Below are 25,234 nucleotides of genomic sequence, written 5' to 3' on the forward strand. Positions count from 1 at the left end.
TTCCATGAACCCGGAATAAATCCTCTCCGGGACCCATCTTACAGGTCGCTAACAAGCGAGGCAGGGAAGCCCGAACCTCTCTTCCCGGGGTGTTGTAACCCCAGACAAGAACACAGTTTACGCCGGATTTCATGGCAGGCGCCTTCGGGCCATCGCCCAATCCGGCAAGCACATCGGCGGTGACACGCCGGTGTCGGGATGCGGCAAATCGTGGTGGCCGTATCCCGGGCACGCGGCCGGTCAGGGAATCACCGGTCGCTGCAAGCGGGGCACGGCGCAATGCGCCGACGCTCCAGGCCAGGTGCGGTTCCACAGTAGATCCGTACCTGTCCGAATGGTGTTTTGCGGGTGTATCCCCTCTGAGATTGCCCCGGCCTTCGGGCCGGGGTTTTTTTTGCTCACTTGCGGGGTTGCGGGGTGGTCCGTAATCTGCCCCCATGAACAGCCTTCCGCCCCGCCCCTCCCTGGACGTCCTCCCCGAAGCCCTGCGCCCGGACCTGATCCGTCTGCTGGATGATTTCGAGTCTGCCTGTGCCCGCGACGGGATCGCCCTGGACCACTGGCCCGAGGCGCTGGTACGGGTCTGGGCGGGCAGCGGGTTCGCGGCGCGCATCGCCATCCGCCGGCCGAACCTGCTCCTGGAGCTGATCCAGGACGGGACCCTGGCCCGCCCCCTGGAGGCCGGGGAGATGGCGGCCCGGGTGAGCGCGGTGGTCCAGGCGGCGCAGGACGAGGCCGCCCTCATGCGCGACCTGCGCCTGTTGCGTCAGCGGGAGATGATGCGCATCGCCTGGCGCGACCTGAGCGGCGAGGCGGGCCTGGACGAGACCCTGGGTGATCTCACGGATCTCGCCGAACACTGCATCGACCAAGCCGCCGCCTGGGTCCATGGCCAGCTGGTGCAGCGCCACGGGGAGCCCCGGGACGCCGAGGGCCGGCCCCAGCGCCTGGTGGTGCTGGGCATGGGCAAGCTGGGCGGCCGGGAACTCAACTTCTCCTCCGACGTGGATCTCATCTTCACCTATGCGGCCCGGGGCGAGACCGACGGCGAGAAGCCCCTGGACAACCAGCAGTTCTTCATCCGCCTGGGCCAGCGCCTGATCCGCCTGCTGGACGAGAACACCGCAGAGGGCTTCGTGTTCCGGGTGGACATGCGGCTGCGGCCCTTCGGCGACGCCGGTCCCCTGGTCATGGATTTCGACACCCTGGAGGGCTACTACGAGAGCCATGGCCGGGAATGGGAGCGCTACGCCCTGATCAAGGCCCGGGTGGTGGCCGGCGACAGGGAGGCGGGCCGGGAGCTGATGCGCGCCCTGCGGCCCTTCGTGTTCCGCCGCTACCTGGACTACGGCGCCTTTGCCGCCCTGCGCGACATGAAGGCCATGATCAACCGGGAGGCGGCGCGCCGCAGCCGCGGCGATGACGTGAAGCTGGGCGAGGGGGGCATCCGGGAGGTGGAGTTCATCGGCCAGGCCTTCCAACTGATCCGCGCCGGCCGTGACCCCCGCCTGCAGCTGCGCGGCATCCGCCCGGTGCTGCGCCGCCTGGCGGAGATGGAGCTGATGCCCGGCTACGTGGTGGACCAGCTCATCACCGCCTACGAGTTCCTGCGCCGCACGGAAAACCATCTGCAGATGGCCCAGGACCAGCAGACCCATCGCCTGCCCGAAAGCGACGAGGCGCGCCTGCGTCTGGCCTTCTCCATGGGCCATGACGACTGGGAGGGTTTCTCCCGGGAGCTGGCCCGTCACCGGCGCCGGGTCCAGGAGCATTTCCAGCAGGTGTTCGCCGCACCCCAGGGCGAGGCGGAGGAGGCGGCCGGGGCCGAAGGTCCGGGGCAGGCCGTGCTGGCCTCCATCTGGGCGGGCGACCGCTCCGGCGAGCGGGCCCAGGCGGTACTGGCGGAGGCGGGATTCCGGGACGCACCCAAGGCCCTGGAGTGGATCGAGGACCTGCGCGAGGGTGCCGCCTGCCGCTCCCTGACCGCCACGGGCCGCGAACGTCTGGACCAGCTCATGCCCCTGCTGCTGGGTGCCGCCGCCGGTGCCGAGGACCCGGATACCGTCCTGTCCCGGCTGGTGACCCTGGTGCGCAGCATCGCGCGTCGTTCGGTGTACCTGTCCCTGCTGGTGGAAAGCCCCATGGCCCTCTCCCAGCTGGTGAAACTCTGCGACGCGAGCCCCTGGATCGCCCAGCTGCTCACCCGCCACCCCCTGCTGCTGGATGAGCTGCTGGACCCGCGCAGCCTCTACGCGCCCATGGACCGGGAGGGTCTCTCGGCGGAACTGGACGAGGAGCTGTCCCAGGTACCGGAAGACGACATGGAGCAGATGATGGATCGCCTGCGCCAGTTCCAGCAGGTGCAGATGCTCAAGGTGGCCGCCGCCGACATCATGGGCGTGCTGCCGCTCATGAAGGTGAGCGACCACCTCACCTGGATCGCCGAGGTGGTCCTGGAACGGGTGCTGTCCCTGGTCATGGCCCAGCTGCATGCCCGCTATGGCCGCCCCCGCTGCCTCATCGACGGGCGGCCCTACGAGCCGGGTTTTGCCATCATCGGCTACGGCAAGCTGGGCGGCCTGGAACTGGGTTACGGCTCGGACCTGGACATCGTGTTCCTGCACGACAGCGCCGGCGAGCAGCAGATGACCGACGGCGACAAGGCCCTGGACAACAGCGAGTTCTTCGCCCGCCTGGGCCAGCGCATCGTGCACGTGCTCGGCACCTATACCGGCGCCGGCCGGCTCTACGAGGTGGACACGCGCCTGCGCCCGAGCGGCGCCTCGGGCCTGCTGGTGAGCAGCCTCAAGGCCTTCGAGCTCTACCAGGAGACCAAGGCCTGGACCTGGGAGCACCAGGCCCTGGTGCGCGCCCGGCCGGTGGCTGGCGATGCGCACATCGCCGAGGGCTTCGCCGAGATCCGCCGGCGTGTGCTCGGCATCTGCCGCGACAGGGAGAAGTTGCGCCAGGAAGTGCGCGAAATGCGCGAGAAGATGTGGTCCGAACACGCCTCCCGGGACCCGTCCCGGTTCAACCTCAAGCGGGATCCGGGTGGTATCGCCGACATCGAATTTATGGTCCAATACTGGGTTTTGGCGTACGCCTGCGATCACCCGCCGCTGCTGGATTACCCGGACAACATCCGCATCCTGGAGCGCCTCGTGGTCACCGGCGTGCTGCCGGAAGAGGATGCCCGCTTCCTGACCGACACCTACCGTGAATTCCGCAACCGCATCCACCGGCTGACCCTGCAGGAGTCGGACGCGGTGGTGGACGCGGCCGAGTTCGCCGAGCAGCGCGAGACCGTGCGCGCTCTGTGGCGCCGGGTGATGGAGGAAGGCAAGGCTTGAACGCAATGGACAGGATTTACAGGATTGTTCTGGATCGACAGGAAAAAGAAAGAACAATTTTTGACAGGATTTACATGATTAACACGATTAAGGCATTTCAAAAAATCATGTTAATCATGTAAATCCTGTCGATTCCTTTGTTTTCTTACAGTCCTGAAAAATCCTGTTCATCCTGTCCATTCGACTTTAAAGACACGAGACAACCGAGGTAACCCCCATGTCCATGGCCGACCGCGACGGTCTGATCTGGTACGACGGCAAGATGGTGCCCTGGCGCGATGCCACCACCCACGTGCTGACCCACACCCTGCACTATGGCATGGGCGTGTTCGAGGGCGTACGCGCCTACCAGACCGACCGTGGCACCGCCATTTTCCGCCTGGAGGACCACACCCGGCGCCTGTTCCGCTCCGCGCGCATCCTGGGCATGAAGATCCCCTACAGCCAGGACCAGCTCAACGAGGCCCAGAAGGCCGCCGTGCGCGAGAACCACCTCAAGAGCGCCTACATGCGGCCCATGTGCTTCTATGGCTCCGAGGGCATGGGCCTGCGCGCCGACAACCTGGAAGTGCACGCCATCGTTGCCGCCTGGGAATGGGGCGCCTACCTGGGCGCCGAGAACATGGAGCGGGGCATCCGGGTGAAGACCTCTTCGTTCAACCGGCACCACGTGAACATCACCATGTGCAAGGCCAAGGCCAACGGCAACTACATGAACTCCATGCTGGCCCTGCAGGAGGCGCTCTCCTGCGGCTACGATGAGGCTCTGCTGCTGGACACCGAGGGTTACGTCTCCGAAGGCAGCGGCGAGAACTTCTTCATGATCCAGGACGGCGTGATCTACACCCCCGAACTGACCTCCGCCCTGGACGGCATCACCCGCAAGACCATCTTCGCCCTGGCCGCCGAAGAGGGCCTGGAGATTCGCGAGAAGCGGATCACCCGTGACGAGGTTTATGTTGCCGACGAGGCCTTCTTCACCGGCACCGCCGCCGAGGTGACCCCCATCCGCGAACTGGACCGCCGTCCCATCGGCAACGGCGGCCGCGGCCCCATCACCGAGAAGCTGCAGACCCTCTACTTCGACGTGGTCCACGGCCGAACCGGCCGCCACGACCAGTGGCTGACGTTTGTCTAATGTAAAGAGAAATTTGACAGGATTTACATGATTAACGGGATGAATAGGCATGGAAGCCATAGACGATCCACTGACGAGGTTGATCATCGCGTCGGCCTACCAGGTTCACAATGAACTGGGATCCGGCTTTCTGGAAAAGGTCTATGAGAGGGCGTTGCTTGTCGAGCTGAGTGCTCGTGGGATATCGGCCGAAACGCAGGTGATCACCGATGTTTGGTATAGGGATCACGTGGTCGGGACGTATTGCATAGACTTGCTCGTGGAAGAGAAAGTCGTTTGTGAACTCAAGGCTGTCGAAAGCCTGAGCCGCCAGCATCAAGTTCAGCTGGTGAACTATCTTGCGGCTACACGCATGGATTTGGGACTGCTGATCAATTTCGGGCGAAGTGTTGAGGTGCGTAGAAAGTACAGGCTGCCAAAGCAATAATCCTGTTAATCATGTAAATCCTGTCAGATGTTTTTCTGGAGTTAAATAATAATGCCCAACCCCCACACCGCCGAACACCAGAACCAGTACCAGCCCGCCAATGCCCAGACCCGCGTTGAGGTGACCCGGGCCGATCTGCCCCTGCACTGCCCCCAGCCCGGCACGGCCCTGTGGGCCTCGCACCCCCGCGTATTCATCCCCATCGAGGATGCCAAGGACGGGCGCATGATCTGTCCGTACTGCGGCACGGAATACGTGCTCAAGGCCTGAGGATCTCATCATCAGCGGTGATTCTGTCACTCGACCCTTGACCGTGGTGCAGGTGCTCCCGGCCCTGGATGCCGGGGGGGTGGAGCAGGGCACCGTGGAACTTGCCCGCTACCTGGTGGCCCATGGCCACCGTTCCATCGTCATTGCCGCCGGTGGCCGCATGGCCGAGCAATTGCGCCGCGAGGGCAGTGAGCACATCGACTGGCCCATCGGCCGAAAACGGTTCAGCACCCTGAAATACGTCCCCCGTCTGCGGCGTCTGCTGGAAGAGATCCGCCCGGACATCCTGCATCTTCGTTCGCGCCTGCCGGCCTGGATTGCCTGGCTGGCCTGGCGGCGGATGGATCCGGCCACCCGGCCGCACCTGGTCACAACAGTGCATGGCGCGTACACGCCCGGCCGCTACAGCGCGATCATGATGCGTGGTGAACGGGTGATCGCACCCTCCGGAATGATCCGGGACTACATCCTGGAGCACTATCCGGATGTCGATCCTCAAAAGATCCGTGTCATTCACCGCGGCGTGAGCCGGGAAAAATACCCCTATGGATATCGGCCGGATCAGGCATGGCTCGAGGCCTGGTACAAGCAATACCCGCAAACCCGTGACCGACTGCTGCTCACCCTGCCCGGCCGACTGACGCGCATCAAGGGCCAGGAGCACTTCATTGAAATCATCGCGGAGCTCAAGTCGCGAGGGATGCCGGTTCATGGCTTGCTCGTGGGGGAGGCCAGCGAGGCAAAGAAGTCTTATGAGGCCGAGTTACGCGATATGGTTCGCGCCATGGGGCTTGAGGCAGACATCACCTTCACGGGACACCGCACTGATCTGAAGGAGATCATGGCGATCTCTCACGTGGTCCTTTCACTTACTTTGGTGCCGGAGTCTTTTGGCAGGACGACGCTGGAAGCGCTGAGCCTTGGGCGGCCGGTGATTGGCTATGGGCATGGGGGTGTGGGAGAGCAACTGAGAGAGATTTATCCTCAGGGGCTCGTGCAAGTCGGTGACAAGGATAATGTCATCTCAATGATCAGTTCCTGCGCGGTGTGTGCGTCTTTGCCCCAAGGTAGATCATGACTACACGCTGCAGCGGATGTGTCAGAAGACCATTGACACGTATTACGAGTTGGCCTGTGCTGGTGACCAGATCAAGGTAGAACTCTCCTGAGTGTTTGATGGCGATGCAATTGATTGACGTATGATCATGCAGCTTAAACGTGGTCGGAACGTAAAAGACTGTAGTGCTCATTCCACCACGATGGTTCGCAAGCCCCAGCGCATGCCTACTTTCCAATTTTCCAGGTCATCAACGCCTAGCTGGGTCTCAATTGCCTTGACCGTGCCCCAAAGATTATCGCTGCGCAGATCGAAAAGAAGTCGGCAGAAGGTTCCCATACACTCGAGGTCATCAAATATCCAGTGAAAGGGTACGTATTCGCTTGATAGACAGGCCCAGCCGTTCGAAGCGAGGTCTTCTTCGGTTGACTTGTCCAGAAATATGCCGTGATGCCCGGTGCTGTTATTCGCGTTGACATATCCATCGAGAAAAATGGCCTGAGGTGAATGGGCTTCCACGTCAGATATCACGAAGCGCCCCCCAGGTCGAACGACTCTGCGCACATCCGCGAACAGTGCAGACTTGTCCTGAAGGTGATGTAGACCTGCAAGGCTGATGGCGACATCCATGGAGTCATCAGCCCAAGGCAATGGCAGAAGATCAGCGCCTTGTATCTCTGCCCCATGGTTGATCATGTTGCCGGTGAAGCCAATGCTGGGCTCGTGGCCATGCCAGCTGCAATCACTCGGGAGAAAGTCTGATAGGTATCCGCCGCCCGCGGGGATGTCAGCGACGCGTTTCCCGGGCAACAGGGCCGCTCTTTCAATCACCTGGATAAATTCCTGAGAGCGCGCCATGGGTTGCAGCTGCATCGCCATGTCATAAGGCTGACCGCGATGATTAAAAACTTCAGAATAGTTCATAGTATCACCCATTTTAGAGGGCTATGGGAGACGGCAACAAATGAGAAATATTTTTGACTAATTGTTTTTATATGATGACTTTTTGAGTAGTCCTTTAGTCAGATCTTTAAGGCGCTTTATAGCGTTATTGTACCGTGAATAAACGTAAGGTAATCCGGTGTAGAAATATGCAATTGACTGGATTGGATATTTGAATCCTGTTTCTTTAGCATAGTTATCAATTTCTTTGAGAAGCGGAAAGTCTCGAAGCATTACCTCTGAAAAAAACTTAGCACGTTTTCTTTTCCACATGTCCATATCAAAGATCGAACGGTAACGATCGATTTTCCCGCTAATCTCGAGTGTAGCTAGTGTTCTCAGGCATTTGCGGCATTGAGAGCAGTTTATGGGGCCCGTTATGCCGCGAGGCCTGATGCATACATCAAGGCTTGTTTGGGGTTCCTGAAGTTCTGTAACGATCAGGGTCTTTTGTACCCTGGTGTGTTCGCTGCCGACCGAGATGATTTCTTGAGATTCTGTTGATAGAAGGGGAAGTGTCATTGGGTCGCAATAAGCAATGTCATCGTTAGGCCTGATATGTATGTCCTCGTAAGAAAGGGCCGACGCATACATATAACGCCCGATGCCTTTCTGGAAAAGCAATGCAGCCGATGTGTTTCTTAAGGTGTGTGAGTGCTGGAAGCCAATGCGCTTGTTGAGGTAGGGTTTTGAGTAAAAATCATCCAGATTGCTGGAGACCCTGATGAGGGGTAATCCAATTCTTTCTGCAACAGAAAGCAAGCGTGCGTAGCGCTCATTAAACAGAAGATCACCGCCCTTTCCGTGTGACCCTACGTTGTTGAAAAAAAGGTGTGTGATCTTGTGGCTGATAGGTACTTTTCTGAAGTAATAGTCTGCGAGAACACAGTAAGAATCGACGCCGGCGGAGAAGCCTGTCGCAACTCCCGTCGCTTTGGATAATGTGTCAGGAGTGGTATTGCTGGCGGAGATGGAAATCTTGTGAAGTGTTGGTCTGACGAGTTTTAAAAGGGTAAGCGGATTAAATGGTTGATCTTACCTTTGCATGAGAGTGAGACAGACCGGCATCTCATCGGATTATCTGGTTGATGCTTCACCTACTGCTAGTGCATGTTTCCTTCGCTAATTCCAGCAAGAACCCCACACGCCTCAACTTCCCGGTCATCGTTGCAACTCGCTCTCAGTGAAACGAGTTGTTTCTCAAGCGCTTGCAGAGCGGTTATCTGCGACCGCACATGAGAGATGTGATCATCGAGCAAGGCGTTGACGGCGGTACAAGGCTGATGAGGGTCGTCCTGATAGCTCTGTAGTTCGTGAATCTCAGCCAGTGACAGGCCCAGGATTCTGCAGCGACGGATGAAGGCCAGCCCCTCACCATGCTTCTCGGTATAGACACGGTAACCGTTGTCCTGCCGATCAGGCGGCGGCAACAAGCCCTGCTGTTCATAGAAGCGGATCGTCTGTGTTTCGACCCCTACCAACTGCGCCAACTGACCAATGCGCATCAGCCTCCTCCCCAACGGATTCTTTACTCTATTGACCTTATAGTAGCTTTATAGTTCTAAATGGTACCACAACATTGTTCAAGTGGAGTCGTATCATGAGCAAATCCTGTGGTGGCGCCTGTGGCGGTGATGCAACGTCCGCAGCGGATACCGATATACAGGCCTCCTCCGAGGCGCCAGGGAGATGGGTCAGTGTTTATGCCGTGCCGAAGATGGACTGTCCATCAGAAGAACGAATGATTCGCCTAGCCCTGAACGGCTTTGAGGAGATTCGGGCGCTGTCCTTCGACTTGTCGAACCGCCGGCTGAAGGTCGTGCATGACGGCGAGGTCGAGCCCGTCACCTCGAAACTGAAGACCTTGGGGCTAGGCGCCTCGCTTCAGGAAACCGTCGCTGTAAATCCGGAGACCATCAAGGCCGCCGAGTTTTCGGCAGCTTCTGCTAAGCAAGAATCCGGGACCCTGCGCTGGTTGCTCGGCATCAATGCACTTCTGTTCGTGGTGGAAATGACTGCCGGTCTGATGGCTCAGTCAACTGGCCTCATTGCAGAGTCCCTGGACAATTTTGCTGATGCGGCAGTGTACGGACTCGCTCTTTATGCGGTTGGGCATAGCGTGAAAAGGCAGGTCCGTGTTGCGCACGTTGCTGGTGTGGTCCAACTGGTTTTGGCTGTTGGCGTACTCGTAGAGGTCGTGAGGCGCTTTGTATTCGGTAGTGAGCCTGAATCGCTGGTGATGATAGCCATCGCATTCGTCGCATTGATTGCCAATACCGCCTGTCTGCTGATGGTATCCAAACATCGAGGGGGCGGAGCTCATATGAAGGCTAGCTGGATATTTTCGGCCAACGACGTGGTGATCAACCTGGGGGTCATCACCGCCGGCGCCCTGGTCGCGTGGACCGGGTCCAATTATCCGGATCTGATTATCGGCACCATCGCGGGGGTCATTGTACTTAACGGTGCCAGACGCATTCTGGCGTTGAAGGGTTAAATAATGCTCATTATTGGCAAAAAGCTCTCGCCGTATGCCCTATTGTCCATATCGGGCCTGCTGGCAGCGTCTGATCAGGCTGTAAAGTGGCTGGTGCAGCAATCAATGGCCTATGGCGAGTATGTTTCGGTGACCCCGTTCTTTAACTGGGTGCACCTATGGAACACCGGTGCCGCATTCAGTCTTTTTGCGAATGGTGGAGGCTGGCAGCGCTACTTTTTTATCGGAATCGCGGTAGTGGTCTCGATTTTTCTGATCAAGCTGATCCTTGAAAATCGTCATAAAGGAGAAGCCATCGCTTACAGTCTTATCCTCGGTGGCGCCATGGGCAACCTGATTGACCGGGTCTTTCGCGGCTATGTTGTGGATTCCTTTGATTTCTATTGGCGAGACTGGCATTGGCCGGCCTTCAACCTGGCTGATATTGCAATTGTCCTCGGTGCCTTACTTTTCGTTTCCAGCAGCTTGTTGGGTAAAAAAGCAAACACCAATGCCGAGCCGGATGGATCTGACTGACACCTACGCCTATACAACACCATGACCGAACTTCCCGACAACATCCTTCACCTGCCGCAATACCAAGTACTGGGCTGCAAATCAACCGACGACGAAATGCACTTCCAGGTGGACGTGCCCGATCCCATCGCCTGCGAGGAATGCGGCGTGCAGGGTGAGTTCGTACGGTTCGGCAAGCGTGACGTTCCCTATCGTGATCTGCCCATCCACGGCAAGCGGGTCACTCTCTGGGTGGTCCGCCGCCGATACACCTGCCGGGCCTGCAAGACAACATTCAGGCCCCAGCTACCGGAGATGGGGGACGGATTCCGTATGACACTGCGGCTGCATGAGTACGTGGAGAAGGAATCCTTCAACCACCCCTACACCTTTGTGGCGGCACAGACCGGCCTGGACGAGAAGACGGTGCGCGACATCTTCAACGCCCGCGCCGAGTTCCTGGGGCGCTGGCACCGCTTCGAGACGCCCCGCATCCTGGGCATTGACGAGCTATACCTGAACAAGCGCTACCGCTGCATTCTGACCAACATTGAGGAGCGAACCCTGCTCGACCTTCTGGCCACCCGCCGCCAGGACGTGGTGACCAACTACCTGATGAAGCTGAAAGACCGGCAGAAGGTCGAGATCGTCAGCATGGACATGTGGAACCCCTACCGGGCAGCGGTCAAGGCTGTGCTGCCCCAGGCCCGTATCGTGGTCGATAAGTTCCATGTGGTGCGCATGGCCAACGATGCCCTAGAGAGAGTGCGCAAGGGCCTCAGAAAGGAGCTGAAACCGTCCCAGAGCCGGACTCTCAAGGGAGACCGGAAAATCCTGCTGAAACGCGCTCACGAAGTCTCAGACCGGGAGCGCCTCATCATGGAGACCTGGACAGGCGCGTTCCCGCAACTGCTGGCCGCCTACGAGCACAAGGAGCGCTTCTACGGCATCTGGGACGCCACCACACGGCTCCAGGCAGAAGCCGCCCTGGACGAGTGGATAGCCACCATCCCGAAGGGCCAAAAGGAAGTCTGGAGCGATCTGGTCAGGGCAGTGGGAAACTGGCGCGAAGAGACCATGACCTACTTCGAGACGGACATGCCCGTCACCAACGCTTACACGGAGTCCATCAACCGACTGGCCAAGGACAAGAACCGTGAAGGGCGCGGTTACTCCTTCGAGGTGATGCGGGCACGAATGCTCTACACCACGAAGCACAAGAAGAAGGCACCGACTGCGAAGGTCTCTCCTTTCTACAAGAAAACCATCGGTTACGGACTGCCGGACTTCGCAGAGGAACTCAACTACGGAGTCGATCTATCAACCATCTGAGGGTGGTATCAGATTGATGGGGTAAAGGTGCCCCATCAACCATTAAATCCGTATACCCTTTTAAAAGTGCCTGGAGTGGGCCTGATGCGTTCAACAGCAGGCGTTCAGAAACGTGTCCATCAAGATGGATATCCTCGCCGAGTTCCATGGCCGGCATCAGCAGAGCAATGAGACAGGCGTCCAGAGAGTCGGTCAGGAATGCACTGTAAGCCCTGTCCAGAGTGTAACGAAGGATGTGTTTTCCCCGGGATGATTCGATGTCAGCCTCGAAAACTGCCTGATCAATCTGATTGAAGATTCTCGGACTTCCTATTTTCACGTCTGCTCTCCGGCCTTTTGTGCACTATCCCGCTCCGCATGTTTTGCAGTGAGTGTAATGCTTAATCAGACGTTCCTTAGATAATTATAATGCGTCTGGCTTATGTGTTATGAAAAACAAGTTCAGATACATCGGAATAAAATGAAATGTTGGCTGCTCGGCAAGATTGCAGGGCCTCACTATATGCGGTGGCTCGCCTGATTGCACCTTTCCAGCCGTCAATGGTGGTAAGTGCGGGCGGGTGTTTGAAGCCGTAAAATTTTGATGAAAATGGTATCGCAACGCATTTTCTATTGAGCAAGGCGGCCCAGTACGCACCGTGGTAACTGTTTGTGATGATTGTATCGCCGGACGCCAGGAATCTTATGACTCTCTCAATGTCTGAACCGGCATTGCTCATTCTAGGGAATGGGCCGATATTCAGCGGTATTCTTTTATGCTCGAACACAACAATGTCATGAATGACTGGATAGTCATGTCTGAATGACGGATGCATACAACTTGCGCACGGCACCCAGCGCAGGCCTTCGACGACATCGCGAATGCCGAGTAAATTGAATCGCGTGGCATACTCAGGGAGAGGCGCTCCATGTGCAACGTAACCGGTCCGTTTGTCATCAGTCATGTTATTGCCAAGACCCCAGCCTATGCAGATGACGTCGTTTCTCTCTATGAGGTCCTCCAGTTGTCGAAAGGCTGGTCCTATCAGGCCGCCGCCACCTATGATCGCGATCCTGTTGAAATCCATCCCTGGTTCATAATCATTAATGTCAATGACGCTATCGTGGTTAGGGAATGTGAAGTAATGTGCGGGCAATGACCACCAGTCGCCACAGTTCGTGGGATCGGCTCTGAAGATGTGTGAAATGGAACCTGAGCGTGTCTCTGCTGTTTCGATATGGACGTCATTATGGCTTTTGAGCAAGCCGAATAGTCTCCTCTCTCTGTTGGAGAAGGCGCGTAATTTCGCGTGGCTTTGCCAACCCCTGCTTTGGATTCGTTTGTGATATTTGAATGCCATGTCTATTACCGGTTCGTAACGCTGCTCGTGTGCGCGTAGTCGCAGCCATATTTATTGCCAGTGAGCCTTTACGAATGGTGCGCGCTTCCAATAACCGTATGACTTTTCCATGACGTCTTCGGGATCAGGCTTCCCGTGAAAGACGACAATGGATGCGTCTGGCGTAGGGCGCACAGTCATGTATCTTGCACCGATTTCTCCGAGTTTTCCCAGGCCAACCTTTTCAAGCCATGGAAGTGCCTTGGAGTTTAGCGATTTCTTATACGAGATGATCTTGTCTGATGGCCACTCTGTTGCGTCCGGCTTGCATTCGTATATCCATTCCTGATCGCCGTTGAGCCGTCCCATGATGGATTCTCTGTTACGCTCAAACTCTTCCCAGATCTGGGGGTGGGCACCGAACTCGAAGCGCATCACGGAGCTATTCCACATCTTTCTTCTTGACCAGTTTCTGCAAATGCAGAAGTCTCCCGGGTGTGTTGCCAGAAAGTCGATGTTATCAACGATTACGAGATCGAGATCAAGATAAAGCGCCGTGCCGCGTAGTCCGTGAAAATCACGTCTGAATAACAAGAGTTTGTTCCAGAATCCCTTCAGGCCAACGTCAACGTGGGGTAGGGGCGTGATATGTTCGCTCAGTCCCGACGGGTTGTCAGTCAAGCAGTAAAACCTGAACGGCAGCGTCGTGTTTCTGCTGACCATGTTGTAGATCTTGTTGACATAGTCCGCGGAATACTTATCGCCCCATTTGAGTGTGATGAAATTCAGCATCTGCTTGCTCGTGATTGGGTCCGAGGCTCTTCGCCGCTCAAGCGCATCGATGATTCGAGAGGGGTGGGTGCTTTCAAATCAGTTTCGAAAGCTCGGTATCTATGTCTTCCATCAGGCCCTTGTCCGCTCCTTCGCGAAATTTCTTAATGCGTCCTTCAGGGTTGATTGTCGGGAGCTGATGTATTTCTATCGCAAGCAACCTGCCTAAATTGATGTTGCGTCTTAGATATTCCCGGTAAAACGATGCGCTTTTGTGTTCGAGTCGTACATCCCGTGGGTAGATTGCCCAGGCTGGTTTACCGGACATCATGGCCTCGGTGAGCATGGTCAGACTGTCCTGCGTGCTGAAAACCACCTCTGATGCGCCAAGAAAGGCCGAAACCACTTTCCGTGGCTCGATCCCCCAATACGCTGCGTCTTGAACGTGTCGAGGCTGCAAGTTCCCGGAGAGGATCCGCTCAGCTGCGGGATCGGTTCTGCGAGAGGTCGTCACCAGCCACTTGATCCCGTATTTCTCTGCGAGGGAATTCATCCCTTGCGCCAGTTCGAGCCAGTCCTTGTCACTGTAGTGATGACTGCGGCTGCTCCCGCCGATGAGCATGCACCAAAGCCTTTGTCCGCGTATGCCTCGTTCGCTCAGGTATTGTAGGCCGGCTTCTTCTATTTTCTGCGGTGTGATTCGTGTCGGGATGATGTCCAGGAGCAGGCTGTCCGGGCAGCGGGGCAGGTGTTCCAGCACAAACAAACGTGTGAATTGCCGGCAGTTTATGCCCGGAGGGGTCCCGATGAAGAGTGTCTTCGCATGGGTCAGCCGTCCCAGCATGATGTTCAGGAACGCCGTCTTGCCGCCACTGGAAACAATCAGGTCGGGACGCTTTTCCGGAATGCCTTCCGGGATTGTGTAGATCTTTTCAATGAATGCAGGCGTGAGCTTGCCTTTGAAGACGTTGAGCGCTGTGGCGAGGAGGGGGCGCAGAACACCCCTCAGATTCAGCTTTGCGTCAATCCAGTCGAAGGTAACCTCATGAGTAAGAGACAGACGATCGGCAATGGCGGCCGACTGGTTGTAATGACCGGGGTTGCCGTCGCTCAGGATCCAGAGGTGGAGTGGGGGGCGTTCACTCACGCCAGTAGTCTCGAATCCAGGTTGCAGGCCGGATGTGCTTGTAAATCCGCTTGTACCATTTCGCCGGCCAGTGGCCCGCGAGTGCTTCGTGGGGGTTGGGTACCCCGGGGAAGGCGATCACCCGGCAGCCGGGCGGGACGACGGGTGTCTTCCACCAGCGTGCGGGAAAACCGGGCACGCACTGAACCTTGAACAGGGTGCACCAGGGGTCCGGCCAGAATCCGATGGATTTGGCTGTCCGGGAGATGTAGGTCTGTGAGTTCCGGTAGCTTGAAAGTACGCCCTCTGTGTTGCCGACGAGTTCGTCGTACAGATAGTCATGGGCGCCGACCCGGAAGCGGTAGACCGATGTGTTGCCGATGCCCTGGCCCGGTTGGGTCCAGTTTTGCATGACGATGAACGAGGCGTCTTTGTCGTACTCGAAGAACGGCTCCAGGGAATCAGTGACGACCACGTCGAGATCCAGGTAAAGCCAGTCACCGGGCAGATCAAAGATCGTCGATTTCCACAGGGTCAGTTTGCGCCACCCCCGGTTGTTGTAGGGGGCGGGTATCGGGATTTCAGGGCATGGCCTGGTTTCGATCTCTTGCCGCAGGCCGGTCGGGTCGTCCGTGAGACAGACGAAGCGAAAATCCCCGGACAGATTTCTGCGCACCATGCCATACAGCTTATTGGCGTAGTCGGCGCCATACAGGCTGCCCCATTTCATGCAGACGATTTGTTTCATTGTCCCTGATTCTTGCTGGTCTTATGCATTTTTATCAATGACTTGGGTGGGTGGCCGCTGTGTTTTCCAGGAATGGTTGCCTCGGGAACGTGGCAATCTCCCTGAGGGCATGGCAAGGATCTGCTGCCTCCTGATTTCCGAAGGGCATTGTGCCATTGCTTGTCGGGATTTTCTGCTGTGCTGTGTTTGGGATTGTCGGGGATAGGGAACTGGCCATCTTTGGCGGAGCGAGTCACCGCCGGCGACATGGGCCGGGCAGCGTGGCTGAGGGCTGCGTTGACGGTCATGGGGTCGCATGTTACAAGCATCGATCCCATAGGCGGGCTCCAACCCGGTGTGTCCGCTGACGCCGGCCAGGAAAGTGCCGGATACCAGAGGCACCTCAGATTCATTGGGAAGCTCGGCATCAACTTCCCCGGCAAGTTAGTTCTTTTTGAGACGGTGTTCAGTGATCAAGCGTGAACAGGCAGTGACCCCGGATGCGCATTGCTGGACTCTGACAACCGGTGAGGCGGGGATGACCAGCCAGGCGGTGGGTTTGGCCGAGGCGGTGGGCCTGCCATTCGATCAGAAGACCATTGGATTGAAGCTGCCATGGCGTTGGCTGCCCGGACACCTGTGCCCCGGCGCCCTGCGATTCGGTCTGACCCGTCAAAGTTCTCCACTTGTGCCGCCATGGCCGGACTTGCTCATCGTCTGCGGGCGACGCAGTCAGGCAGTGGCGATTGCCATTCGCCGTCTGAGTGGCGGCAAGACCCTGACGGTCTATGTTCAGGACCCCAAGATCCCTGCGCGTTACTTCGATCTGGTCGTTCCTCCGCGTCACGATGGGCTCGAGGGGCCGAATGTCATGCCCACCCGGGGTGCCCTGCACCGGATTACCCATGAAAAACTGGCCGAGGCCGCTGCGCGTCAGACTGGTCGGTTTGCGCACTTGTCACGTCCGCTGGTGACGGTGTTGCTGGGTGGCTCAAGCCGCAGCAGTCGGTTGACCCCCGAAATCAGTGCCGCGTTGGGAAGGGAGTTGGCCAGACTGGTCAGAGAACAAGATGTCGGGCTTGCCATCACCGCCTCCCGCAGAACGGGGCCGGAGAATCTTGGGGCATTTCGCGCCGCATTGGGTGATGTGCCGCATTTTCTCTGGGATGGGGAGGGGGAGAACCCCTATCTGGCTATGCTTGGCCTTGCCGACTACATCGTGGTGACCGGGGACTCGGTGTCCATGGTCTCCGAGGCCGCCAGCACCGGAAAGCCCGTGTATGTTGTTGACCTGGAGGGTTACAGCAACCGGCTGAAGGTGTTCCACCAGGAGTTGCGCAGGGAAGGGATCACTCGACCGTTTCCTGGGCCGCTGGAACGCTGGGTGTACGAGCCGGTCAATGATACGGCGCGTGTGGCTGGGCGTATCCGCCAGATGCTCGCTGCGCGCGGTCTTGCAGGGATCGATCAAGCTTGATGGTCACTCACGCCAGTGCTCCGAGATCCAGGGGGCGGGCCTGACGTAGCGTTTGAGATAGTTGAACCAGCCTTTTTCCCCCGCGCGCCGTTTCTTCAGCGCTTCCTTGAGATGGGCCAACGGGGCCAGGTGTGGTTCTTCGCCGGCCCATCGACCCAGGAGGGCATCCGCGGGATCAGGCTTGCCCGGGAAGATGACAATGCGCGCGTCTTTCGGGAGTCTCGGCGGGCGCAGGTAGCGCAGGGGCCACGGACCCAGGCAGTCCAGGCGGAAATGCCGGACCCAGCCATAGGGCCAGAACTTGATGCCGCCCTGCACGCAGCGCGTGACGTAGCGCTGCTCGAACTGGTAGCGCGCTGCGATGCCTTCGGGATCTTTCCTGAAATTTTCCAGCAGTTCATGGTGTTTGCCAATTGGAAACCGGAACACGGATGTCTGTCCCAGTTTTTCCAAAGGCTTGATCCAGTTTCGCGCGAGTATCACGTCGTCGGGATCGCCGAAGGAAAAGAAGCCGTCCAGGTTCCCTGTGATGACCACGTCGAGGTCAACAAACAGCCCCATTCCTTCGAGGCCGTAAAGATCCTTGTTCCAGAGGCGTACCTTGGACCACTTGCCGGGTGCATTGGTGGGTACCGGGCAGCCGAGGTCGGGTAAGGGGTGGCAGCGGACCTCTTCACGAATGCCGCGTGGATCATCGGTGAAGCAGACGACCTGGAAGGGCGGCGTGATGTTGCGTGCCACCATGGCATGAATGCGGTTGACGTACTCGGGTCCGTAGCGGGTGCCCCATTTGATGCATAGCACGGTCTTCATTTTTCTGATGTCTCGGTTTTTCGCCGGTGGGAGGGCGGGGCCAAGTAGGGATCTGGCATGCCTTTGCGCTTCTTGAAGCGCCGATGGGCCCAGAAGTACTGGTCCGGGGCCTTGCGCACGGCGGCCTCGATGACCCGGTTGATTTGCGTCGTATCGGCCAGGACGTCATCGGTGGGGAAGTTCTCCAGCGGCGGCTCGATCACGAGGCGGTAAGTCCCGTCCGGCTCACGAAAACCAAAAAATGGGACCACGGGGGCTCCGCTCACCCGGGCAATGCGATGCGTACCGGTGTGCGTTGAGGCGGGCTCACCGAAGAATGGGGCGATCACGCTGTTTCTGCCGCCCTTGCCCTGGTCCGGGGCGTACCAGACCGCCTGGTTTTGCTTGAGTGCGCGCAACAGTCCTTTCACGTCGTTGCGCTGAATGGCCTGCAGGCAGTGCCGGTTGCGATTGCTTGCGAACAGTTTCTCGATGACCGGGTTCTCGTGGGGGCGGTACATCGCGGCAAACCGGTGATGCTGGGTCAAAAGGCGGCCGGCCAGCTCCAGGGTGGTGAAGTGGGCACTGAGCAGCAGCACGCCCTTGCCCCTGGCGAGGGCCTGTTCGAGGTGCTCCAGACCCTCGAGGCGTACCAGCTTGCGCAGACGCGCATCGCTGGCCCACCAGGAGAGGGTGGTCTCGAACAGGGCGAACCCCACGGCGCGGAAGTGTTCGCGTACCAGACGCGCCCTTTCGGACTCGCTCCAGTCCGGGAAGCACAGGTCCACGTTGACCCGGGCGATGTGACGCCGACGCCTGCCGAAGGCGTGGAACAGGTCGCCAATGCGATAGCCCATCCAGCGTTGCAGTCCCATGGGGAGTTTCGACAGGACCCACAGGAGTCCGACCGCCAGCCAGTAAGGCCAGTAGCGGGGGCGAAGCGGGGATTCATGTCGTCGGTTGCGGGCCATGGGAATTCGGTGGGGCAAAGCGTTGAATCTTAACAGCCCGGGCGCCGTGCTAACATCCGGGCCGTGTCGATCGAGTCTGTCCGGATAGCGCGATAGCCATGTGGCGTGCCCTCTATTCCCTGCTGCTGTACCTGCTGTGGCCCCTGGTGGCCATGCGGTTGCTGTGGCGCGCCCGGCGCAATCCGGAATACCGGCGGCGTTGGGGGGAGCGCTTTGCCGTGGGGCCGCGCCTGGATGCTGCGCCCCGCCTCTGGGTTCATGCGGTCTCCGTGGGGGAGGTGGTGGCTGCGGTGCCGCTGGTGCGCGCGCTAATGGCCCGTTTCCCGGATCACCGCATCCTGGTCACCACCACCACGCCCACCGGCTCTGCCGAGTTGCGCCGCCGCCTGGGTGAGACGGTGGAGCACCGTTACCTGCCCCTGGATCTGCCCCATCTGATGCGCGGCCTGGTGCGTGCCGTCCGGCCGCGCCTGCTCGTGGTCATGGAGACGGAACTCTGGCCCAACCTGTTCGCCGCCTGCCGCCGGCAGGGGGTGCCGGTGATGCTGGTCAACGGGCGGCTCTCGGCGCGTTCTTTCCAGGGCTACCGGCGCATCCGGCCCCTGGTGGCCGAGGCCTTGGGGGCGGTGACCGCGCTGGCGGCCCGGTCGGAGGAGGATGCCGAGCGGTTCATCGGGCTGGGCGCCAGGCCCGAGCGGGTGCGGGTGACCGGCAATCTGAAATACGACCTGGAACTGCCGGCAGGCGGGGAGGGGATCAAGCCCCTGACGCGACCCGCGTGGATCGCGGCCAGTACCCACGAGGGCGAGGATGCGCGTCTGCTCGCGGTCCACGGGCGGATACTCGAACGTGTGCCGGACGCCTTGCTGATCCTGGTGCCCCGGCATCCGGAGCGTTTCGAGGCGGTGGCCGAGCTGTGTCGGGCGGTGGGCATGCCGGCTGCCCGGCGTTCACGGGGTGAGCGGCCGGGTCCCGCCACCCGGGTGTGGCTGGGCGACACCATGGGTGAATTGCCCGAACTGTTTCCCCTCGCCCGGGTGGCCTTCATGGGCGGCAGCCTGGTGCCGACCGGCGGGCACAACCCCCTGGAGGCGGCGGCCCATGGACTTCCGGTGCTGACCGGCCCCCACGTGTTCAACTTCCGCGAGGTGTTCGACGCCCTGGTGCAGGCGGGTGGGGCAGAGGTGGTGGGTGACGAGGCCTCCCTGGCCGAGCGCCTCATCGCGCTGCTCAACGATGAGGCCGAGCGTTCGCGCCGGGGCGAGGCGGCGGCGCGGGTGGTGCAGGAAAACCGGGGCGCGGTGGCGCGTGTGGTGGACTGGGTGGGGCAAGTGGCGAGTGGCTAGTCTCAAGTGGCAAGGAAGAGCCAAGGCTTGCCGCAGAGACGCGGAGGCGCAGAGAAATCAAGGGAATTGACAGGATTTACATGATGAACATGATTTCAAATACCGGTTTACGTGCGCTCTGATTTAATCCTGTCAATCATGTGAATCCTGTCAGATGGATTTTCCTCTGTACCTTCGCGTCTCTGCGGCAAGCCTTTCACAGCCTGGGCCACTTGCTACTTGATCAAGGCCGACAGGGCCTTGAACTGGGAATGCCTTGCATCCCGCAGCCATTCGAAGATCACCGACTCGTGGTTGGTCACCACGGCGCCGGCCTGGCGCAGGCGGTGCAGGGCGTTGGCCTTGTGGGCCGGGTCACGGGAGCAGACGGCGTCTTCCACCACGAAGGGGGTGAAGCCGGCGCCGAGCAGGTCCAGGGCGGTCTGCAACACGCACACGTGGGTCTCCATGCCGCAGACCACCACCTGGGGGCGGCGGGCCGATTTCAACGCGTCCAGCAGGCCGGAATCCCCGCAGCAGGAGAAGGAGGTCTTGTCCAGCACCCGAGCGCTGGCCGGCAACTGCGCGGCCAGGGGCGCCACGGTAGGACCGAGTCCCTTGGGGTACTGCTCGGAGACCAGCACCGGGATCTCCAGCTGGCCGGCGGCCTGGGCCAGGCGCCCGGCGGCGCGCACCACGCCCTCCCGGGCCGTGGCATCCATGGCGCCGGCCAGGCGCTCCTGGACGTCGACGATCAGCAACTGCCCGTGGGCGGCGTGACAGAGTCCTAGGGCCTGCACGGGATCACTCCAGCCAGGCGTTGATGGCCTGAATGTCCTGCTCGTCCAGGGTGCCGGCGGCCTGCTTCAGGCGCAGGGTGTTGACCACGAATTCATAGCGGGCCTGGGCGTAGTCCCGCTGGGCGCGAAACACCTCGCGCAGGGCCAGCAGCACGTCCACGGCGGTGCGGGTGCCCACCTCGAAGCCCGCCTCAGCGGCCTCGGCGGCGGCCTGGGTGGAGGCCAGGGCCTGGTTCAGGGCCTGCACCCGGGAGATCCCGGCGACTACGGACAGGTAGGCACTGCGGGTCTGCTGCACGGTCAGGCGCTGGGTCAGTTCCAGCTGTTCACGGGCGCTGTCGAAGCGTTCCCGGGACTCGCGGGTGAGCGAGGAGGTGCGCCCGCCACTGTAGATGGGCACGCGCAGCTGCAGGGCGATCTGGGCGTCGGTGCGGTCCAGGAGCTGGGAGTTGGCCGTCGGGGCGCCGCTGTTGTCGATGTCCGCGTAGCTGGCCTGCAGGCCCACGGTGGGGTAGTGGCCGGCGCGTTGGCGCTTGATCTCCTCGGCGGCGGCCTCGGTGGCGAAGCGCCGGGCGGTCAGGCCCAGGTTGCGGTCGATGGCGCTCTCCACCCAGCGGCTCATGTCGGCGGGTTCCGGCGTGGTCAGGGGCAGGCGGTCGCTCAGACTGGCCAGGGCCTCGTAGTACTGGCCGGTGACCACTGCCAGCTGTTCCCGGGCGATGTCCAGCTGGTTGCGGGCGGCGATCTCCTGGGCCACGGCGATGTCGAACTGGGCCTGGGATTCCTTCACGTCGGTGATCGCGATCAGCCCCACCTCGAAACGCCGCTCCGCCTGTTCCAGCTGCCGGCCGATGGCCTCCTTCTCGGCCTCGGCGAAGGACAGGGTGTCCTGGGCAGTGAGCACGCCGAAGTAGGACTCGGCCACGCGCAGGATCAGGGCCTGGCGGGCGGCGTCGCGGAACGCTGTGGCCTGGGCGATGCCCAGGTCCGCCTGGCGCAGGGCCACGTAGTTGCGGTGGTCGTAGACGCTCTGGTTCAGGGTGATGTCGAAGCGGGTGGTGTCGTAGCTGAAACTGGAGCCGGGGGACGGTTCACTGCGGGTGTGCGCCTGGGTGGCACCGGCATCGATCTGGGGCAGCAGCACGGAGCGGGCCTGGGGGCGGGCCTCCAGAGCGGCCCGGTAGTCGGCCTCTGCGGCGCGCAGTTCGGCATCGTGCTGCAGGGCCGTCTGGTAGATGGTCCAGAGGTCCGCCGCCTGGCTGGTGGGCAGCAGGAGCACGGCGCCCAGGGTCAGGGACAGGAGGATGCGATGCAGTCGGGTGGTCATGGGTCTCTCCATGGTGCGGATGCATGCCCCGCATGGGATTTGATTATTAGATATTTCTAATATTCTAGCCGCGATGGTCTTCCATGAGAAGGACGCGGTGTCGATGGATCAGTATAGGGGAAGATGCGGATCCACTTCCCGGGACCAGGCGTCGATCCCGCCCACCAGGTTAGTGACCCGGGAAAAGCCGTGGTGTTCCAGGAACAGCCCCGCGTGGTGGCTGCGCACCCCGTGGTGGCAGATCACCACGATCTCCTGCTGCGGGTCTGCCTCGGCCAGCCAGGCGGGGATGCGGGACAGGGGCACCAGGGTGGAGCCCTGGAGGTGGGCGATGTCGTATTCCCAAGGCTCGCGCACGTCCAGCAGCAGGGGCGCGGGCCGTCCGCGGTCCTCGAGCCAGGCCTGCAGACCCCGGGGCGTGAGCTGCTGCATGGTCGCCGCAGGCCGTCCTCAGAACACGAAGCGGGGCTTGGGCTCGGTGCCCGCCAGGGGCTTGAGACAGGTCTCGAACAGCATCTCCCGGGTGAACTCATTCTCGCCCAGGCGGGTGATGAGCATGGCCTCCATCACCGGGGCCTGACCCACCACCACGAACAGCCGCCCGCCCACGTTGAGCTGGCGCTCGAAGCAGTCCCGGTACTCGGGCAGGGAAGCGGTCACGGCGATCACGTCGTAGCGCTCCCGCTGCACGGTCCAGCCATGGGCGGCGTCTCCCTGGCGCAGGGCGGCATTGGTGATGCCCTGCTGTTCCAGGCGCTTCATGGCGGCGTACTTGAAGTCATCGTGGATGTCCACGCTGTCCACCTGGGCGCCCAGTTTGGCCAGGCAGCAGGTTACATAGCCGGAGCCGGTGCCGATCTCCAGGCACACGTCCGTGGGCCGCACGTTCAGGGCCTGCAGCATGCGGGCCTCCACCTTGGGGGCCATCATGGACTCGCCGTGGCCCAGGGGGATCTCGATGTCCGCGTAGGCCAGACCCTGGTGCTGCTCGGTCACGAACAGTTCCCGGGGGGTCTGCTCGATCACGTCGAGCACCCTCTGATCCAGCACATCCCAGGGGCGGATCTGCTGCTCGACCATGTTGAAGCGGGCCTGTTCGAAGTTCATGACCATGACATCCTGCTTGGGGTTGAAAGGACGGTAAGCGGCCAAAGGGTACGTACAAGGCCCCGGCCGGGCAAGTCCCGCTTGCCCTGATGGGGGAATCGGTGTGCTATAGGGGCAGCGCACACAGCCGGGACCCATCCGCATGTTTGAAGCCGCCGAACTGGGCCGCAAGGTCTCCAAATCCGAGTACAAGGACGCCCTGCCGGCGCTGCGCGCCGGGCTCACGGAGGCCCAGCAGCGCCTGCGCGACAGCGGGGTCTCGGTGCTGGTGATCGTGGAAGGGGTCGAGGGCGTGGGCCGGGGCGAGGTGGTCAACCGGCTCAACGGCTGGCTGGACACCCGCGGCACCGAGACCCACGCCTTCTGGGACGTCTCCAGTGAGGAGCAATCCCACCCGCGCTACTGGCGCTACTGGCGCAGCCTGCCCGCCCGGGGAAAGATCGGCCTGTTCTTCGGCGCCTGGTATTCCGAGCCGCTGATGCGCGGCACCACCGGTGAGTGGGACGGGGCCCGGGTGGAGGCGGCCGCCACCCGCATCCGGGACCTGGAACGCATGCTGGCCCTGGAGGACACCCTGATCCTCAAGTTCTGGTTCCATCTGGACAAGGACACCCAGAAACAGCGCCTCAAGGCACGCAAGCAGGACCCGGACAGCCGCTGGTCCCGCCGGCGCAACGGCGACAAGCTGCTGGATTACAAGGCCTTTGTCGGTATCGGCGAGACGGTCATCCAGGCCACGGACACGGCGCTCGCCCCCTGGTACCTGATCGAGGCCACCGACCCCCGCTACCGGGACCTGACCGTGGCCCGCACCCTGCTCAAGGCCATCACGGAACGGCTGGATGCCGAGGGCCCCGTGCACCGGGAGGAGATGCTGTCCCACGCCCCGAGCCTCCCCGAGGCGGAGGAAGCGCGACTCACGGTGCTGGACCAGGTGGACCTGGGCCAGTCCCTGGACAAGTCCCGGTACAAGAAGCGTCTGGAGGAGGCCCAGCGGCGCCTGCGCGCCCTGACCTGGAAGGCCCGTGACGCCGGCCGGGCCAGCGTGCTGGTGTTCGAGGGCTGGGACGCGGCGGGCAAGGGCGGCACCATCCGGCGGCTGACAGCGGGCATCGATGCCCGGCTGCACCGGGTCATCCCCGTGGGGGCGCCCACGGATGAGGAGCTGGCCCATCATTATCTGTGGCGCTTCTGGCGCCAGGTGCCGGGGAGCGGGCGCATCACCGTGTTTGATCGTTCCTGGTACGGGCGGGTGCTGGTGGAGCGGGTGGAGGGCCTGGCCCGGGCGGAGCAGTGGCGCCGGGCCTTCCACGAGATCAACGACTTCGAGCAGCAGCTCTGCGAGCACGGCATCCTGGTGCACAAGTTCTGGCTGCACATCAGCGAGGCAGAGCAACTGGCCCGCTTCCGCGCCCGGGAGGAGACCGCCTACAAGCAGCACAAGCTCACCGACGAGGACTGGCGCAACCGGGAGAAGCGCCCGGAGTACGAGGCGGCCATCAACGAGATGGTATTCCGCACCAGCACCGAGCACGCCCCCTGGACCCTGGTCCCGTCCGAGGACAAGCGCTTCGCCCGGGTGGCCGTCATCGAAACGGTCTGCGAGCGCCTGGAAGCTGTGCTGGATTAGTAAGGCTGCCGCAGAGGCGCGGAGGCGCAGAAAAGTCAAAGGATCGGACAGGATTTACATGATTAACAGGATTGAATCAGAAACCACAAAATCCATGTTTTAAATCTTGTTAATCATGTAAATCCTGTCGAGTCAGTTCTTCTCCGCGCCTCTGCGGCAAGCCTTTGATTTTTCTTGCCACTAGCCACTTGCTACTTGCCACTATTCCAGCAAACCCGACCGGGCTGCTATAGTTTCAGATCAAGACGAGGCTAGGGGTGCCCACCGGAGTCACCGATTGGGCTGAGAAATACCCTTGGAACCTGAACCGGATCATACCGGCGGAGGGAAGCTTCGGAGCCATTGCCTCATCGG

25 protein-coding genes and 1 riboswitch are annotated in these 25,234 nt (G+C 60.7%); of the genes, 11 read left to right on the forward strand and 14 right to left on the reverse strand.

The window, feature by feature from the left end; translation table 11 throughout:
• Positions 1-437: 437 nt before the first annotated feature.
• From glnE to TGR7_RS02305, 5 genes are all read left to right on the forward strand, one after another.
• Positions 438-3,350, forward strand: a complete 2,913-nt coding sequence (gene glnE / locus TGR7_RS02285) for a bifunctional [glutamate--ammonia ligase]-adenylyl-L-tyrosine phosphorylase/[glutamate--ammonia-ligase] adenylyltransferase (protein WP_012637050.1) — start codon at positions 438-440, stop codon at positions 3,348-3,350.
• A 217-nt stretch (positions 3,351-3,567) separates the two neighbouring features.
• Positions 3,568-4,488: a branched-chain amino acid transaminase gene (locus TGR7_RS02290; protein WP_012637051.1), complete on the forward strand. Its 921-nt coding sequence runs from the start codon at positions 3,568-3,570 to the stop codon at positions 4,486-4,488.
• Positions 4,489-4,537: 49 nt separating this feature from the next.
• Positions 4,538-4,915 carry a GxxExxY protein gene (locus TGR7_RS02295; RefSeq protein ID WP_012637052.1) on the forward strand — a complete coding sequence of 126 codons (378 nt, stop codon included), beginning with the start codon at positions 4,538-4,540 and terminating at the stop codon, positions 4,913-4,915.
• A 51-nt stretch (positions 4,916-4,966) separates the two neighbouring features.
• The gene (locus TGR7_RS02300; RefSeq protein WP_012637053.1) at positions 4,967-5,185 is read left to right on the forward strand and encodes a zinc-finger domain-containing protein; all 219 of its coding nucleotides are present in this window, start codon (positions 4,967-4,969) and stop codon (positions 5,183-5,185) included.
• Positions 5,186-5,228: 43 nt separating this feature from the next.
• Positions 5,229-6,263: a glycosyltransferase family 4 protein gene (locus TGR7_RS02305; protein WP_012637054.1), complete on the forward strand. Its 1,035-nt coding sequence runs from the start codon at positions 5,229-5,231 to the stop codon at positions 6,261-6,263.
• A 168-nt stretch (positions 6,264-6,431) separates the two neighbouring features.
• Here the strand turns inward: TGR7_RS02305 and TGR7_RS02310 are convergent, their stop codons facing one another.
• The 3 genes from TGR7_RS02310 to cadR form a co-directional block, all read right to left on the reverse strand.
• Positions 6,432-7,166 carry a class I SAM-dependent methyltransferase gene (locus TGR7_RS02310; RefSeq protein WP_187148409.1) on the reverse strand — a complete coding sequence of 245 codons (735 nt, stop codon included), beginning with the start codon at positions 7,164-7,166 and terminating at the stop codon, positions 6,432-6,434.
• Positions 7,167-7,223: 57 nt separating this feature from the next.
• Positions 7,224-7,946: a hypothetical protein gene (locus TGR7_RS17405; protein ID WP_148211453.1), complete on the reverse strand. Its 723-nt coding sequence runs from the start codon at positions 7,944-7,946 to the stop codon at positions 7,224-7,226.
• 341 nt (positions 7,947-8,287) lie between these two features.
• A complete protein-coding gene (gene cadR, locus TGR7_RS02315) occupies positions 8,288-8,689 on the reverse strand; it encodes a Cd(II)/Pb(II)-responsive transcriptional regulator (RefSeq protein WP_012637056.1) in 402 nt (133 codons plus the stop codon).
• A gap of 95 nt (positions 8,690-8,784) precedes the next feature.
• On the opposite strand from cadR, the gene TGR7_RS02320 reads away from it, so the two are divergent.
• From TGR7_RS02320 to TGR7_RS02330, 3 genes are read left to right on the forward strand one after another with little or no spacing between them, the layout of a single operon-like run.
• Positions 8,785-9,681 (forward strand): cation efflux transmembrane domain-containing protein, encoded by an 897-nt coding sequence (locus TGR7_RS02320; protein WP_012637057.1) that lies wholly within the window; start codon positions 8,785-8,787, stop codon positions 9,679-9,681.
• 3 nt (positions 9,682-9,684) lie between these two features.
• A complete protein-coding gene (lspA, locus tag TGR7_RS02325; protein WP_004863699.1) occupies positions 9,685-10,197 on the forward strand; it encodes a signal peptidase II in 513 nt (170 codons plus the stop codon).
• Positions 10,198-10,218: 21 nt separating this feature from the next.
• Positions 10,219-11,508 carry an ISL3-like element ISPpu12 family transposase gene (locus TGR7_RS02330; RefSeq protein WP_012637058.1) on the forward strand — a complete coding sequence of 430 codons (1,290 nt, stop codon included), beginning with the start codon at positions 10,219-10,221 and terminating at the stop codon, positions 11,506-11,508.
• On the opposite strand, the gene TGR7_RS17570 is transcribed toward TGR7_RS02330, so the two are convergent.
• From TGR7_RS17570 to TGR7_RS02350, 5 genes are all read right to left on the reverse strand, one after another.
• On the reverse strand, positions 11,477-11,827 hold the full coding sequence (locus TGR7_RS17570) for a hypothetical protein (RefSeq protein ID WP_187148410.1): 351 nt from the start codon (positions 11,825-11,827) through the stop codon (positions 11,477-11,479). The genes TGR7_RS02330 and TGR7_RS17570 overlap by 32 nt on opposite strands.
• 100 nt (positions 11,828-11,927) lie before the next feature.
• The gene (locus TGR7_RS17410) at positions 11,928-12,848 is read right to left on the reverse strand and encodes a hypothetical protein (RefSeq protein WP_148211454.1); all 921 of its coding nucleotides are present in this window, start codon (positions 12,846-12,848) and stop codon (positions 11,928-11,930) included.
• 51 nt (positions 12,849-12,899) lie between these two features.
• Entirely contained in the window at positions 12,900-13,619 is a 720-nt protein-coding gene (locus TGR7_RS16715; protein ID WP_012637060.1) for a hypothetical protein, read from the reverse strand.
• 73 nt (positions 13,620-13,692) lie between these two features.
• Positions 13,693-14,745, reverse strand: a complete 1,053-nt coding sequence (locus tag TGR7_RS02345; protein WP_012637061.1) for an ELM1/GtrOC1 family putative glycosyltransferase — start codon at positions 14,743-14,745, stop codon at positions 13,693-13,695.
• Positions 14,738-15,472 carry a hypothetical protein gene (locus tag TGR7_RS02350; protein ID WP_012637062.1) on the reverse strand — a complete coding sequence of 245 codons (735 nt, stop codon included), beginning with the start codon at positions 15,470-15,472 and terminating at the stop codon, positions 14,738-14,740. Before TGR7_RS02350 ends, TGR7_RS02345 begins: the two co-directional genes overlap by 8 nt.
• A gap of 517 nt (positions 15,473-15,989) precedes the next feature.
• Between TGR7_RS02350 and TGR7_RS02360 the strand changes: the two genes are divergently transcribed.
• Positions 15,990-16,928 (forward strand): mitochondrial fission ELM1 family protein, encoded by a 939-nt coding sequence (locus TGR7_RS02360; RefSeq protein WP_049764600.1) that lies wholly within the window; start codon positions 15,990-15,992, stop codon positions 16,926-16,928.
• Positions 16,929-16,931: 3 nt separating this feature from the next.
• Here TGR7_RS02360 and TGR7_RS02365 read toward each other — a convergent pair whose 3' ends face one another.
• Both TGR7_RS02365 and lpxL read right to left on the reverse strand, forming a co-directional pair.
• Positions 16,932-17,741: a hypothetical protein gene (locus TGR7_RS02365; protein WP_012637064.1), complete on the reverse strand. Its 810-nt coding sequence runs from the start codon at positions 17,739-17,741 to the stop codon at positions 16,932-16,934.
• The gene (lpxL, locus tag TGR7_RS02370; RefSeq protein WP_012637065.1) at positions 17,738-18,691 is read right to left on the reverse strand and encodes an LpxL/LpxP family Kdo(2)-lipid IV(A) lauroyl/palmitoleoyl acyltransferase; all 954 of its coding nucleotides are present in this window, start codon (positions 18,689-18,691) and stop codon (positions 17,738-17,740) included. The genes TGR7_RS02365 and lpxL overlap by 4 nt, the downstream gene beginning before the upstream one ends.
• 98 nt (positions 18,692-18,789) lie before the next feature.
• Between lpxL and waaA the strand changes: the two genes are divergently transcribed.
• Positions 18,790-20,037, forward strand: coding sequence for a lipid IV(A) 3-deoxy-D-manno-octulosonic acid transferase (waaA, locus tag TGR7_RS02375; protein WP_012637066.1), 1,248 nt, complete (start codon positions 18,790-18,792; stop codon positions 20,035-20,037).
• 215 nt (positions 20,038-20,252) lie between these two features.
• Here the strand turns inward: waaA and TGR7_RS02380 are convergent, their stop codons facing one another.
• The 4 genes from TGR7_RS02380 to TGR7_RS02395 form a co-directional block, all read right to left on the reverse strand.
• The gene (locus TGR7_RS02380; RefSeq protein WP_012637067.1) at positions 20,253-20,816 is read right to left on the reverse strand and encodes a hydrolase; all 564 of its coding nucleotides are present in this window, start codon (positions 20,814-20,816) and stop codon (positions 20,253-20,255) included.
• A 4-nt stretch (positions 20,817-20,820) separates the two neighbouring features.
• Positions 20,821-22,143, reverse strand: a complete 1,323-nt coding sequence (locus TGR7_RS02385; RefSeq protein WP_012637068.1) for a TolC family outer membrane protein — start codon at positions 22,141-22,143, stop codon at positions 20,821-20,823.
• Positions 22,144-22,251: 108 nt separating this feature from the next.
• Positions 22,252-22,575, reverse strand: coding sequence for a rhodanese-like domain-containing protein (locus TGR7_RS02390; protein WP_012637069.1), 324 nt, complete (start codon positions 22,573-22,575; stop codon positions 22,252-22,254).
• Between the two features lie 18 nt (positions 22,576-22,593).
• Positions 22,594-23,250 (reverse strand): protein-L-isoaspartate O-methyltransferase family protein, encoded by a 657-nt coding sequence (locus tag TGR7_RS02395; protein WP_012637070.1) that lies wholly within the window; start codon positions 23,248-23,250, stop codon positions 22,594-22,596.
• 142 nt (positions 23,251-23,392) lie between these two features.
• Between TGR7_RS02395 and pap the strand changes: the two genes are divergently transcribed.
• Positions 23,393-24,880, forward strand: coding sequence for a polyphosphate:AMP phosphotransferase (gene pap / locus TGR7_RS02400; RefSeq protein WP_012637071.1), 1,488 nt, complete (start codon positions 23,393-23,395; stop codon positions 24,878-24,880).
• Between the two features lie 243 nt (positions 24,881-25,123).
• Positions 25,124-25,226, forward strand: a riboswitch (TPP riboswitch).
• The last annotated feature ends 8 nt before the right edge of the window (positions 25,227-25,234 follow it).

The sequence above is a fragment of the Thioalkalivibrio sulfidiphilus HL-EbGr7 genome, from assembly GCF_000021985.1.
Lineage (GTDB): Bacteria > Pseudomonadota > Gammaproteobacteria > Ectothiorhodospirales > Ectothiorhodospiraceae > Thioalkalivibrio_A > Thioalkalivibrio_A sulfidiphilus.